The 13012-nt window shown below is 73.2% G+C and carries 12 protein-coding genes and 1 pseudogene; 12 read left to right on the forward strand and 1 reads right to left on the reverse strand.

Annotated features, from left to right (window positions below):
* Positions 1 to 30 precede the first annotated feature (30 nt).
* From IEY93_RS22160 to IEY93_RS22180, 5 genes are all read left to right on the forward strand, one after another.
* The gene (locus IEY93_RS22160; protein ID WP_189165026.1) at positions 31 to 639 is read left to right on the forward strand and encodes a riboflavin synthase; all 609 of its coding nucleotides are present in this window, start codon (positions 31 to 33) and stop codon (positions 637 to 639) included.
* Positions 636 to 1262 (forward strand): nicotinamide mononucleotide transporter family protein, encoded by a 627-nt coding sequence (locus IEY93_RS22165; RefSeq protein ID WP_189165027.1) that lies wholly within the window; start codon positions 636 to 638, stop codon positions 1260 to 1262. Before IEY93_RS22160 ends, IEY93_RS22165 begins: the two co-directional genes overlap by 4 nt.
* Positions 1263 to 1330: 68 nt before the next feature.
* Entirely contained in the window at positions 1331 to 2584 is a 1254-nt protein-coding gene (locus tag IEY93_RS22170; protein ID WP_189165095.1) for a bifunctional 3,4-dihydroxy-2-butanone-4-phosphate synthase/GTP cyclohydrolase II, read from the forward strand.
* Positions 2585 to 2621: 37 nt separating this feature from the next.
* On the forward strand, positions 2622 to 3092 hold the full coding sequence (ribH, locus tag IEY93_RS22175; protein WP_189165028.1) for a 6,7-dimethyl-8-ribityllumazine synthase: 471 nt from the start codon (positions 2622 to 2624) through the stop codon (positions 3090 to 3092).
* Positions 3093 to 3141: 49 nt separating this feature from the next.
* Positions 3142 to 3597, forward strand: a complete 456-nt coding sequence (locus tag IEY93_RS22180; RefSeq protein WP_229691360.1) for a PH domain-containing protein — start codon at positions 3142 to 3144, stop codon at positions 3595 to 3597.
* Positions 3598 to 3870: 273 nt separating this feature from the next.
* Here IEY93_RS22180 and IEY93_RS22185 read toward each other — a convergent pair.
* Positions 3871 to 5018, reverse strand: a pseudogene (locus tag IEY93_RS22185) (LLM class flavin-dependent oxidoreductase).
* 188 nt (positions 5019 to 5206) lie between these two features.
* Here IEY93_RS22185 and IEY93_RS22190 point away from each other — a divergent pair.
* From IEY93_RS22190 to IEY93_RS22220, 7 genes are all read left to right on the forward strand, one after another.
* Positions 5207 to 6106 (forward strand): AAA family ATPase, encoded by a 900-nt coding sequence (locus IEY93_RS22190; RefSeq protein WP_189165029.1) that lies wholly within the window; start codon positions 5207 to 5209, stop codon positions 6104 to 6106.
* Positions 6099 to 7439, forward strand: a complete 1341-nt coding sequence (locus tag IEY93_RS22195; RefSeq protein WP_189165030.1) for a vWA domain-containing protein — start codon at positions 6099 to 6101, stop codon at positions 7437 to 7439. The genes IEY93_RS22190 and IEY93_RS22195 overlap by 8 nt, the downstream gene beginning before the upstream one ends.
* Positions 7432 to 8547, forward strand: coding sequence for an XdhC family protein (locus IEY93_RS22200; protein ID WP_189165031.1), 1116 nt, complete (start codon positions 7432 to 7434; stop codon positions 8545 to 8547). Before IEY93_RS22195 ends, IEY93_RS22200 begins: the two co-directional genes overlap by 8 nt.
* Positions 8544 to 9119, forward strand: a complete 576-nt coding sequence (locus IEY93_RS22205) for a nucleotidyltransferase family protein (RefSeq protein ID WP_189165032.1) — start codon at positions 8544 to 8546, stop codon at positions 9117 to 9119. The genes IEY93_RS22200 and IEY93_RS22205 overlap by 4 nt, the downstream gene beginning before the upstream one ends.
* Positions 9120 to 9195: 76 nt before the next feature.
* Complete coding sequence (locus tag IEY93_RS22210) at positions 9196 to 9999, forward strand: SAM-dependent methyltransferase (protein WP_189165033.1); 804 nt, start codon at positions 9196 to 9198, stop codon at positions 9997 to 9999.
* A 121-nt stretch (positions 10000 to 10120) separates the two neighbouring features.
* Positions 10121 to 11161, forward strand: a complete 1041-nt coding sequence (locus tag IEY93_RS22215) for an LLM class F420-dependent oxidoreductase (protein ID WP_189165034.1) — start codon at positions 10121 to 10123, stop codon at positions 11159 to 11161.
* Between the two features lie 271 nt (positions 11162 to 11432).
* On the forward strand, positions 11433 to 13004 hold the full coding sequence (locus IEY93_RS22220; RefSeq protein ID WP_268241576.1) for an MDR family MFS transporter: 1572 nt from the start codon (positions 11433 to 11435) through the stop codon (positions 13002 to 13004).
* Positions 13005 to 13012 lie beyond the last annotated feature (8 nt).

Genomic DNA, 13012 nt, shown 5'->3' on the forward strand with positions numbered 1-13012 from the left:
CGCGCCGGCCGCGTCGCACAAGGAGCGTTGATGTTCACAGGAATCGTCGAGGAACTCGGCGAGATCGCCGCGGTCGAGGCACTGGCCGACGCCGCGCGCTTCTCCGTCCGCGGCCCGGCCGTCGCCCCGGGCGCCCGCCACGGCGAGTCGATCGCGGTCAACGGCGTCTGCCTGACCGTCGTCGAGGCCGACGGCGACACCTTCACCGCCGACGTGATGAAGGAGACCCTCGACCGCAGCTCGCTCGGCGCCCTCGCCCCCGGTGACCGGGTCAACCTCGAACGCGCCGTCCGTGCCGACCAGCGGCTCGGCGGCCACATCGTCCAGGGCCACGTCGACGGCACCGGCGTCCTGATCTCGCGCGAGCCCGCCGAGCACTGGGAGGTCGTCACCATCTCACTGCCGCCCGCGCTGGAGCGCTACGTGGTCGAGAAGGGCTCGATCGCCGTCGACGGCGTCAGCCTCACCGTCACCGCCGTGCGGTCCGGGGAGTTCGCCGTCAGCCTGATCCCGACCACCCTCGGCCTCACCACGCTCGGCCACAAGCGCCCGGGCGACCCGGTGAACCTCGAGGTCGATGTGATCGCCAAGTACGTCGAGAAGCTCCTCGCCGGCCGCGGACAGGGCATCTCATCATGAACTGGACCCAGGCGGGCTTCACGCTGCTCGGCCAGCGGGTGCTGTGGACCGACCTGATCGGCAACATCTGCGCGCTGTCCACCGTCGTGCTGGCCATGAGACGCACCATCTGGACCTGGCCGGTGCAGCTGGTCGGCTCGGTGCTGCTGTTCGTCGCCAGCGTCGAGGCGCACATCACCGGCAACGCGCTCAAGCAGGCGATGTTCGGCCTGCTCGCGGTCTACGGCTGGGTCCGCTGGGTGCGCGGCACCCGGCACGGCGAGACGCTGCCGGTGCGTCCTGGCAGCGGCCGCGAGCGTGGCGCGCTGCTCGCCGTCATGGTGGCGGGCACGGCGCTGGTCGCCCTGTTCTTCGTCGCCACCGGATGGTCGTGGGCGCCGCTCCCGGACGCCTACATCTTCGTGGGCAGCGCCGTCGCCACCTACGCCCAGGGCAAGGCGCTGATCGACTTCTGGTGGATCTGGATCGCCGTCGACCTGGTCGGCGTCCCCCTCGCGTTCAGCTCGGGTCTCGTCGTCTCCGGTGTGGTGTACGGGATCTTCTTCGTCATGGTCCTGCTCGGCATCCGCGAATGGCGGCGGCAGTACCGCAACACCCGCCGGCTGGAGGTGGCCCCCATATGACCGAGACCCACGACCTGACCGGCTTGGAGCACACCGTGGACATCGCACGCGCGTCCGGTACCAACGACATGGCCGGCACCGGGACGGGCGTCGCGAACGGCGTCCCCGGGGAGATCAAGCTCGACCCGATCGAGCGGGCCATCGAGGACATCCGCCTAGGCCGCCCCGTGGTCGTCGTCGACGACGAGAACCGCGAGAACGAGGGCGACATCATCTTCGCCGCGGCCAAGGCGACCCCCGAGCTGCTGGCCTTCACCATCCGCTACACCAGCGGCGTGATCTGCGTTCCCATGCTGGGCCGCGACCTGGACCGCCTCGGCCTGCCGCTCATGGTCCACCAGAACCGCGAACGGCTGCGCACCGCGTACACCATCAGCGTGGACGCCCGCGACGGGGTGAGCACCGGCATCTCGGCCGCCGACCGGGCCAAGACCATCCGCACCCTGGTCGACTCGGCCACCGAGCCGTTCGAGCTGGCCCGCCCCGGGCACATCTTCCCGCTGCGCTACCACGAGGGCGGCGTGCTCGCCCGCCGCGGGCACACCGAGGCGGCCGTCGACCTCGCGCGGCTGGCCGGGCTCGCCCCCGCCGGGGTGCTCGCCGAGATCGTCAACGACGACGGCACGATGTCCCGCCTGCCTGAGCTGCGGGAGTTCGCCGACCGGCACGACCTGGCGCTGGTGTCCATCGAGCAGCTCGCCGAGTACCGCCGCCGCACCGAGCGGGTGGTCTCGCGGGTCGCCGTCACCGAGATCCCCAACCGGTACGGCATCTGGCGCGCCTACGGCTACTCCAGCGGCATCGACGGCGGCGAGCACCTGGCCCTGGTGTACGGCGACATCGGCGACGGGGAGAACGTCCTGGTCCGCGCGCACAGCGAATGCCTGACCGGTGACGTGCTCGGCTCGCTGCGCTGCGACTGCGGCGTGCAGCTCGACCACGCCATGCGCGCCATCGCCGCCGAGGGCAGGGGAGTGGTGGTCTACCTGCGCGGGCACGAGGGGCGCGGCATCGGGCTGCTCGCCAAGCTCAAGGCCTACGGACTGCAGGACAACGGCAGCGACACCGTGGACGCCAACCTGGAGCTCGGCCTGCCGGTGGACGCCCGGGAGTTCTCCAACGCCGGCCAGATGCTCGCCGACCTCGGGGTCAGGTCGGTGCGTGTGCTCACCAACAACCCGGCCAAGGTGCGCGGCCTGGACGGCTACGGCATCGCGGTCGTCGGCCGCGAGCCCATGCCGGCCGCCGCCAACGAGTACAACATCAAATACCTGACGGCCAAGCGCGACCGCCTCGGCCACCAGATCGAAGGAGTCCGATGAGCCGGCGCGTGCCGGCCGCGGCGAGAGAGGAGAACCGGTGAGCGGAACCGGACGGCCGGAGGCCGCCCCCGTCGCCGCCGAGGGCGTGCGGGTCGGCATCGTCGCGGCGCGCTGGCACGAGACGATCACCGATCAGCTCGTGGCCCGAGCCGAGCAGGCGGCCAAGGAGTGCGGCGCCGAGTGGGTCACCGTCCGGGTGGCCGGCTCGATGGAGATCCCGGTCGTCGCCCAGGCCATGGCCCGGCGGTTCGACGCGGTCGTCGGGCTCGGCGTGGTGATCCGCGGCGACACCGCGCACTTCCAGTACGTCTGCGACTCGGTCACATCGGGACTGACCCGGGTGTCGCTGGACGAGTCCACTCCCGTGGGCAACGGGGTCCTGACATGTGACACCCTTGATCAGGCCGTCGACCGGGCGGGCCTGCCCGGAAGCCACGAGGACAAGGGGTACGAGGCCACGGTCGCGGCGATCGAGACAGCACTGGTGCTGCGTGACCTGAAGGGATGAGCCGCTTTGCCGCGCCGATCCACCTGCCGTCCCCGCCGGGCGGGCCGCCGTGCCTGACAGCGTCCCGCCGCCGCCCCTGCCGGTGACCTGGCGCCCGCGCCGGGCGCGCGCCCTGGCGTACGGCTTCGCCACGGTCATGGTGGTGGGGTCGGTCGTGCTGGCGGTGCTCCTCCCGCCGCCGTTCCGGCTGCCCGACAAGATCGGCGTGGTGGTCTTCGGCTGCCTGGTCGCCGCCATCCTCCACCTGCTCGGCCGGCTGCGGGTGGAGGCCGACGACCGCGGCGTCACCGTCGTCAACGCGCTGCGCGTCCACCGGTACGCCTGGCCCCAGGTGCTCGGCGTGACCCTGCCCGAGGGGGAGCCGTGGCCCAAGCTCGACCTGGCCGACGGCTCCAGCGTCGGCGCCATGGGCATCCAGGGCGCCGAGAAGGCCCGCTCCCGCCAGGCCGTGGCCGAGCTGCGCGCCCTCATCCACACCCACGGCGAGGCCCCCGACCACCCGTGACCGCCCTCGTCCACCGCGCGTGCCTCCGGCCGCATGCTGGTAGCCCAGGCCAGACGCGAAGGACCGGCCCTGGCCACCAGAGATGGGCACATTATCGACTATGACCTCCAGATCCTGAAGGTGTGACCCTCACGAGCGGCGGGCCGATCTTCGCGTGTTCTTCGCCGAGGCCCGCTGACCGTCGCGGAACGGCAGTGTCGCCCGCGAGCAGGATGATGCTCTCTGGTGACCGATCGAGCGCCGCCGAGTCGTGCGGTGCCGTGCCCGGGGCGGTCAGGCGGTGAGGCGGATGGGGGCGGGGAGGGTGCTCAGGGCGCCGCGGCGGCGCAGCTCGGGCAGGACGCCTTCGCCGAACCAGTACGCCTCCTCCAGGTGCGGGTAGCCGGACAGGACGAACTCGCTGATGCCGTGGCGGGCGTACTCCTCGATGAGGTCGGCGACCTCGGCGTGGCTGCCGACCAGCGCGGTGCCGGCGCCGCCGCGCCCCAGCCCGACGCCCGCCCACAGGTTCGGGTACACCTCCAGGTCGTGCACGGTGCCGCCGTCGCGGCGGTAGCCCTCGTGCAGGGCGAGCATGCGCCGCTGCCCGATCGACTCGCTGTGGGACAGGACCTTCTGGGCGGTGCGGATGTGGGCGGGGTCGATCGCGTCGAGCAGCCGCCCGGCCTCGGCCCAGGCTTCTTCGGAGGTGTCGCGGGTGATGACGTGCAGCCGGACGCCGAAGCGCAGGGTCCGTCCCTCGGCGGCGGCCAGTGCGCGCACCCACTCGATTTCTCGGCGACGTGCGCGGGCGGCTCGCCCCAGGTGAGGTAGGTCTGCACGTGCCGGGCCGCGACCGCGCCGGCCGGGGTGGAGGACCCGCCGAAGTACAGCTCGGGCAGCGGGGCGGGCGGCTCGGACACCGTGGCGCCCGCCACCTGGTAGTAGGTGCCGGTGAAGTCGAACGGGCCGCTCCACGCTCCCCGCACGACGCTCAGGAACTCGTCGGTGCGCGCGTACCGCTCGTCCTTGGACAGGTGGTCGCCGAAGCGGCGCTGCTCGGGGCCCTCGCCGCCGGTCACCACGTTGAGCAGCAGCCGCCCGCCCGAGATGCGCTGGTAGGTGGCGGCCATCTGGGCGGCCAGGGTGGGCGACAGCAGGCCGGGCCGGAAGGCGACCAGGAACTTCAGCCGCGTGGTCTGCTGGCTGAGCGCCGCGGTGACCAGCCAGGCGTCCTCGCACCAGGTGCCGGTCGGGGTCAGGACGGCCTCGAAGCCGAGTTGCTCGGCCGAGCGGGCGATCTGGGCGAGGTAGTCGATCGACGGCGGCCGGTAGGCGTGCGCCGTGGAGTGGCCGTGGGCGCGGGCGAGCCCGTGGCCGCCTCCGACGATCGACCGGCCGTCGCCGTTGGTGGGCAGGAACCAGTGGAACTTCAGGGTCATGGGTCGGGCGTCCTTCGTGACGATGTGGGTGCGGTGGCGGTCGATGACGTCGCCGAAGACGGTCTGCCGGGGTGTGGTGTCCTCTCATAATTGCCAGCAATTCCTACCAAGTCAATGGGGAAATCGCGATGATCCGCGTGACACGGTGGTACGGGCTCGCGGGCGGGGGATGCGCGTAGGCTGAGGGGGTGCGGCACGAGACATACCGGGCGGCCGGCGTCGGCGGCCCCGCGAGGCTGGCCGAACTGCTGGAAGAACGGGCCTACCTGGCGGACGAGGGGCTCGCGACCGCGTGCTTCCTGGCGCTGGAGATGGGCCGCCCCCTGTTCCTGGAAGGGGAGGCGGGGGTCGGCAAGACCGAGCTGGCCAAGACGCTCGCCACCGTCCTCGGCGCGCCGCTGATCCGCCTGCAGTGCTACGAAGGGCTGGACGCCGCCCAGGCTCTGTACGACTGGGACTTCGCCCGCCAGCTCCTGCACCTCAAGGCGGCCGAGGCCACGGGAGCGACCGGCGCGGGCGAGGCCGCCCGCCTGGAGGGAGAGCTGTACGACCGGCGCTTCCTGATCGCCCGCCCCCTGCTCCGGGCCCTGGAGACCCAGCCGAGCGTGCTGCTGGTGGACGAGATCGACCGGGCCGACGACGAGTTCGAGGCGTTCCTGCTGGAAGTGCTGTCCGACTTCAGCATCTCCATCCCCGAGTTCGGCACCATCAGCGCGGCGACCCCGCCCGTCGTGGTCCTCACCTCCAACCGCACCCGCGATGTGCACGACGCGCTCAAGCGCCGCTGCCTGTACCACTGGCTGGAGCACCCGGCGTTCGAGCGCGAGGTCGCGATCCTGCGCCGCCGCCTGCCGGAGTGCACCGAGACCCTCGCCCGCCAGGTCGCCGCGGCCGCCGGGCGGCTGCGCGGCGCCGGGCTGCTCAAACCGCCGGGGGTCGCCGAGACCCTCGACTGGGCCGAGGCGCTGCTCACCCTCGGCGCCCGCGACCTCGATCCCGGGCTGGCCTCGGCCACTCTGGGCGCGGTGCTGAAGTACCGCGAGGACCAGCAGACGGCCCTCGCCGGCGGGCTGCTGCGCGATGCCTGAACCACCTCGCCCTGGCGGGGAGGGCGGGCTCCCCATCCCCGGCACCGCCCGTGGCCGCGTGCCGTACGGGAGCGGCCCCGGACACGTCCCGGACGACGACCCCGCACGGCACGTCCCGGAGGAGGGGCCCGCACGGCACGTCCCGGACCACGGCCCGGCCGAGGACATCCCGGACGACGGGCCCGCGGGACATCTCTCCGGCGCCGGGCGCGGACACCTCTTCGGGACCGGCGGCGCCGCGGCCGCAGGGGAGGTCGCGGCGACCCTGACCGGGTTCGCCCGGACGCTGCGCGCGGCCGGAGTGCCGGCCGGCCACGAGCGCACCCAGGCGTTCCTGCGGGCGGCGGCCCACCTCGGCGCCGGCGCTTCGGGAGCGGTCTACTGGGCCGGCCGGCTGACCCTCTGCGCGGGCCCGGACGACCTGCCCCGCTACGACCGGTGCTTCGCGGCCTACTTCGGCGGCGAGCGCGCCCGCGCCCGCCGCTCCTCCCCGCCCGTGGTGACCCGCACCCGGTACACCGCCACCACCGACGGCGCGGCCACTGGTGAGCGCGGCGACCGGGAGGCGGTGCCCGCCACCGCCGGCGAGGCCGAGGTGCTCAGGCGGCGCGACGTCGCCCGGCTCACCCCCGCCGAGCGCGAGGAGATCCACCGCATGCTCGCCCTGCTGCGCGCCCGCCGCGAGCAGCGCCGTTCCCGCAGGCACACCCCGGCCCCGCGCGGCCGGCCCGACCCGCGTCGCACCATGCGCGAGGCGCTGCGCACCGGCGGCGAGACCGCCCGCCTGCTCCGCCGCGCCCGCCGCACCCGGCCGCGCCGCGTCGTGCTGCTGGTCGACGTGAGCGGATCCATGGCCCCGTACGCCGACACGCTGCTGCGCTTCGCCCACGCGCTGGTGCGGTGCGAGCCGCGCGCCACCGAGGTGTTCAGCGTCGGCACCCGGCTCACCCGGCTCACCCCCGCGCTGCGCCACGCCGAGGCCGGGACGGCCATGCGCGAGGTGTCGGCGGCCGTTCCCGACTGGAGCGGAGGCACCCGGCTCGGGGAGGAGCTGAAGGAGTTCCTCGACCGGTGGTCCTGCGCCCGCGGCGCGGCCGTGGTGATCGCCTCCGACGGCTGGGAGCGCGGCGACCCGTCCCTGCTCGGCCGTCAGATGGCCCGGCTGTCCCGGCTCGCCCGCAGGGTGATCTGGGTGAACCCGCACAAGGGACGGGAGGGGTACCGTCCGCTCACCGGGGGCATGCGGGCGGCCCTGCCCCACGTCGGGGCGTTCGTCGCCGGGCACAGCCTGGCGGCCTTCGAGGAGCTCGCGGAAAGGCTGTCGCATGCGTGACGTGCTGTCGCAGATCGTGCGGTGGTGGGAGGCGGGGGAGCGTTTCGGGCTGGCGACGGTCGTCGGCACCTTCCGCAGCGCGCCACGCCCGCCCGGCGCCGCCATGGCGGTGCTCGGGGAGGAGGCCGTCGGCAGCGTGTCCGGCGGCTGCGTGGAGGGCGCGGTGTACGAGCTGGCCCGCGAGGTCGCCGCCGAGGGCCGCCCGGTGCTCCAGCGGTACGGCGTCAGCGACGACGACGCCTTCGCGGTCGGGCTGACCTGCGGCGGCATCATCGACATCCTCGTCGAGCCGGTGTCCGCGCAGGACTTCCCCGAGCTGGGGGAGATCGCCGCGTCGGTGCGCGGGCACGAGCCGGTCGCGGTCGCCACCGTCATATCCGGCCCCGGGCGGACCGGCGCGCGCCGGGTCGTCTGGCCCGACCGCGTCTCCGGCTCGCTCGGCGTGCCGCGACTGGACGCCGCCGTGGACGACGACGCCCGGGGGATGCTCGCCCAGGGCCTGACCGGCGTGCGCCGGTACGGGCCGCACGGCGAGCGGCGGCTGGACGACCTGGCGGTGTTCGTCCACTCCTTCGCCCCGCCGCCGCGCATGCTCGTCTTCGGCGCGATCGACTTCGCCGCCGCCGTGGCCCGCCTCGGCAAGTTCCTCGGCTACCACGTCGTGGTCTGCGACGCCCGCCCGGTGTTCGCCACCGCCAAGCGCTTCCCCGAGGCCGACGAGGTGGTGGTGAAGTGGCCGCACGACTACCTGTCCACCGCCCACGTCGACGAGAGGACCGTGATCTGCGTGCTCACCCACGACCCGAAGTTCGACGTGCCGCTCCTTGAGGTGGCGCTGCGCACCCGCGCGGGGTACGTCGGCGCCATGGGGTCGCGCCGCACCCACGAGGACCGCCTGGCGCGGCTGCGCGAGGCGGGACTGCCGGAGGAGGAGCTGGCGCGGCTGCGCTCGCCGATCGGCCTGGACCTCGGCGCGCGCACCCCCGAGGAGACCGCGGTGTCGATCGCCGCCGAGCTGATCCAGCTCCGCTGGGGCGGGTCGGGGCGGGCGCTGACCGAGACCACCGGCCGCATCCACGGCGCCGGCCCCCACGAGGAGCACGCGTGACCCCGGTGGCGGGCCTGCTGCTCGCCGCCGGCGGCGGCAGCCGCTTCGGCGCGCCGAAGGCCCTGGTGGAGTACGCGGGGGAGCGGCTCGCCGACCGCGGCGTGCGGCTGCTGCGCGACGGCGGGTGCGATCCGGTGCTGGTGGTGCTGGGCGCGGCGCCCACGGGGGTCCCCGGCGCGGTCGAGGTGCACAACCCGCACTGGGCCACGGGCATGGGGTCGTCCCTGCGCGCCGGGCTGGCGGCGGTGCCCGGCGAGGCCGGGGCGGTGGTGGTGGCCCTGGCCGACCAGCCGCTGATCCGCCCGGAGGCCGTACGCCGCCTGGTCGCCGCCTTCCGGGCCGGCGCCACCGTCGCGGTGGCCGCCTACGGCGGCGTGCCGCGCAACCCGGTGCTGATCGGGCGCGAGCACTTCGCGCTGGTGGGGGCGCTGGCCGAGGGCGACGTCGGGGCCCGGCCGTTCCTGCGGGCCCATCCCGAGCTGGTCACGCTGGTGCCCTGCGACGATGCCGGCGACCCCGCGGACGTCGACACCCCGGGCGATCTGGACGCACTCGGCGCCCGCGACGGCTGATCCGGTGCGACCTGCGCCTTCCCGGCCACCCGCTCGGGCACTACGATCATGTCACCGGCGGAGAGGAGGACGGGTGATGGTGGACGAGCGGCATCCTCTCCGGGAGTTCGACGTGAGCCGCCCGAATGTCGCCCGGATGTACGACTACTACCTCGGCGGCAAGAACCACTTCCCCGCCGACCGCGCCGCCGCCGAGAAGGTCATCGCGATCTCGCGGGGGCACGTGCGGGAGGCGGTGCGCGAGAACCGCGACTTCCTCGGCAGGGCGGTCAGGTTCCTGGCCCGAGAGGCCGGCGTGCGCGGCTTCCTCGATCTCGGCGCCGGCCTGCCGACCCAGGGCAACGTGCACGAGGTGGCGCTGGCCGCCGCGCCGGACGCCCAGGTCGTCTACGTCGACAATGACCCGGTCGTGGCCACCCACGGCAGGGCGCTGCTCGCCACGACGCCGCAGGTGTCCTTCCTGGAGGCCGACCTGCGGCGCCCCGACGAGGTCATCTCGGCGCTGCCCGCCGCCTTCGCCCTCGACCGGCCGGTCGGCGTGCTCATGGTGTCGTGCCTGCACTTCGTCTCCGACCAGGAGGACCCCTGGGGCCTGGTCGCCGCCTACGCCCGGGCGCTGCCGAGCGGCAGCCACATCGTGATCTCACATCTGGGCTCCGACGCGTTCCCTGCGGAGATGGCCCAGGGCCGCGAGGTCTACGGCGCGGCCAACGCCATGCTGGAGGCCCGGCCGAGCGCGTCCATCGTGCGGCTGTTCGACGGGCTGCGGGTCGTCGATCCGGGCGTCGTCCCGCTCAACGAGTGGCGGCCCGCCCCCGACGCGCTGCCGCTGCGCGGGGCGTCCCTGCCGGTGCTGGGCGGCGTGGGCCGTGTCCCCTAGCGTCCCCTAGCGTCCCCTGGCGTCCCCTGGCGTGCGGGTGCCGCGATGGCCGCACCGCTGTTGGCCTTGGCCGCCGAAATGGGGGAACATCCTTCTGTTACCCACGAGTAGGAGGACTGGGATGCGCATCGGCATGGCACTGAACTACGCCGGGGGTTTCAAGGAGACCGTGGCCGAGCTGGCCGACTACGAGAGCGCCGGGCTGGACATCGTGTTCGTCGCCGAGGCCTACAGCTTCGACGCGGTGAGCCAGATGGGGTACATCGCGGCCAAGACCAGCCGTCTGCAGATCGCCTCCGGCATCCTGCCGATCTATTCGCGCACTCCCGCCCTGCTCGCCATGACGGCGGCCGGCATGGACTACGTCTCCGACGGGCGCTTCGTCCTCGGCCTCGGCGCCTCGGGCCCGCAGGTGATCGAGGGCTTCCACGGGGTGCCGTACACCGCCCCGCTGGGCCGCACCCGCGAAGTGATCGAGATCTGCCGCAAGGTGTGGCGGCGCGAGCGGCTGACCTACGACGGCCGGCACTACCGGCTGCCCCTGCCCGCCGGTGAGGGCACCGGACTGGGCAAGCCGCTGAAGCTGATCAACCACCCGGTCCGCGAGCGCATCCCCATCGTGGTCGCGGCCATCGGCCCGAAGAACGTCGAGCTGACCGCCGAGCTGGCCGAGGGGTGGGAGCCGATCTTCTACGTCCCCGAGAAGGCCGCCGACGTGTGGGGCGCGTCGCTGGCCGCGGGCAGGGCCAAGCGCGACCCCGCGCTCGGGGAGCTGGACGTCATCGCCCAGGCGGCGCTGGCCATCGGCGACGACGTGTCGGGCCTGCTGGAGCTCGGGCGGCCGATGGCGGCGCTGTACATCGGCGGGATGGGCGCCAAGGGGAAGAACTTCTACAACGACCTGGCCCGCCGCTACGGCTACGAGAAAGAGGCCGAGCGGATCCAGGAGCTGTACCTGTCGGGCCGAAAGGACGAGGCGGCCGCGATGGTGCCGATGGAGCTGCTGGAGAAGATGTCGCTGGTCGGCCCGGAGGGTTTCGTCCGCGACCGCATCGCGGCCATGAGGGAGTCGGGCGTGACCACGATCAACGTCGCTCCGCTCGCCGGCTCGCACAAGGAACGCCTGGCCCTGATCGAGAAGGTCAGGGAAATGGCCGCCTGACCGCGTCGCCGAGGTGCCACGCCTCCCGGCCGCGGCCCCGCCGTGGCCGGGACGGGCCCTGCGGCACGCGCAGGCCCGATCTCCTCGCCGCACCCGGGGCGTTCGGGAGTGTCCGGTCGCCCACGTGCCCCATGGCCGCTGACCAGTGCCGACTTAGGGCACGTTCGCAACTAATTTCCCGCTATATGACATCGGCTTACCGTTTGACAGGTAAACAGGTCTCTAATACAAATAGTTGGTAAAAGAAGAAAACTGGGGGCCGGTAGTGGCGGTGCAGGGGGACACCCGAGCGGACGCACACGGCGAGTCGGGGGACCGCCGGAGCTACACCCATCGCGAGATCCTCAAGATCATGTCCGGGCTGCTTCTGGCCCTGATGACCTCGATGATCTCGACGTCCGTGGTCGGCACCGCGTTGCCCACGGTCGTCGGCGAGTTCAACGCGCAGGACCAGCTCGCCTGGGTCACCGGCGCGTCGCTGCTCACGCTGACCGCCTCCACCCCGCTGTGGGGCAAGCTGTCGGACCTGTTCGGCCGCAAGTGGATGTTCCAGCTCTCCCTGCTGGTGTTCATCGCCGGATCGATCCTGGCCGGGATGTCGCAGAGCGTCGGCATGCTGGTCTTCGCCCGCGCGCTGCAGGGCGTCGGCACCGGCGGCATCTCCGCCCTCACCCAGGTCATCCTCGGCGACGTGGTCATGCCGAGGGAGCGGGGCCGCTACTCGGGCTACATCGGCGTCGTCTTCGGCGTCTCCACCGTCGGCGGCCCGCTGCTCGGCGGATTCATCGTGGACGCCCCCTTGCTCGGCTGGCGCTGGACCTTCTACATGTGCGTCCCCTTCGCCGTCGCGGCCTTCGCCGTCGTCCAGCGGATGTTGCGCTACGAGTACGAGGCGCGCGACGCCCGCATCGACTGGTGGGGGGCCTTCGCCATCACCGGGTGCGCCAGCGCGGTCATGGTGCTGCTGTCGTTCGGCGGCCACGAGTTCGCGTGGAACTCCGGCTGGACCTACGCCCTGGGCGGGGCCGCGGTGCTGCTGCTGGCCTTCGCCGTCCTGGTCGAGCGGCACGTGGCCGAGCCGATCCTGCCGCCGCGGCTGTTCCGCGACCGCACCTTCGTCCTGGCCGGTGGCGCGTCGCTGCTGGTCGGCCTCGCGCTGTACGGCGCGATGACCTACCTGCCGCAGTACTTCCAGATCGTCAAGGGCATGAGCCCCACCATGTCGGGCGTCATGACCATCCCCCTGGTGCTCAGCCTGCTGCTGTCGGCGGTGACCTCCGGGCGGGTCGTCGTGCGCACCGGCCGCTGGAAGGTCTTCCCGGTCGCCGGGCTGCTGCTGATCTGCGCCGGCAGCGCGCTGCTGTCGCTCATGCGTCCCGACTCCAGCGGCTGGATGATCGGCTTCGACATCGCCCTGCTCGGCACCGGCTTCGGCTTCAGCATGCAGATGCTCATCCTCGCCGCGCAGAACGCCGCCCAGCGGCGTGACATGGCCGTGGCCACCTCCGGTGTCTCCTTCTTCCGCAACCTCGGCGGGGCGGTCGGGGTCGCGGCGCTCGGGGCCATCCTCACCAACCGGGTCGAGGGCGAGATCGCCGCCATGCTCGCGGCGGCGCGGCTGCGGGTGCCCCAGGGCGCGCATGATCTGGCCCTCGGCACCCCCGAGGCCGTCAGGGAGCTGTCACCGGCACTCCAGCACGTCGTGGTGGAGTCCTTCACCCACGCCATGCAGTCGGTCTTCCTGGCCTGCGTCCCGCTGGCGGCCGTCGGCTTCTTCGCGGTCGTCTATCTGCGCGAGCTGCCGCTGCGCTCGGCCGGTGGCGGGACGGCCGACGCCGGCTGACCGTACAG

It is taken from the genome of Sphaerisporangium melleum (assembly GCF_014646695.1).
In the GTDB taxonomy this organism is placed as follows: Bacteria; Actinomycetota; Actinomycetes; order Streptosporangiales; family Streptosporangiaceae; genus Sphaerisporangium; species Sphaerisporangium melleum.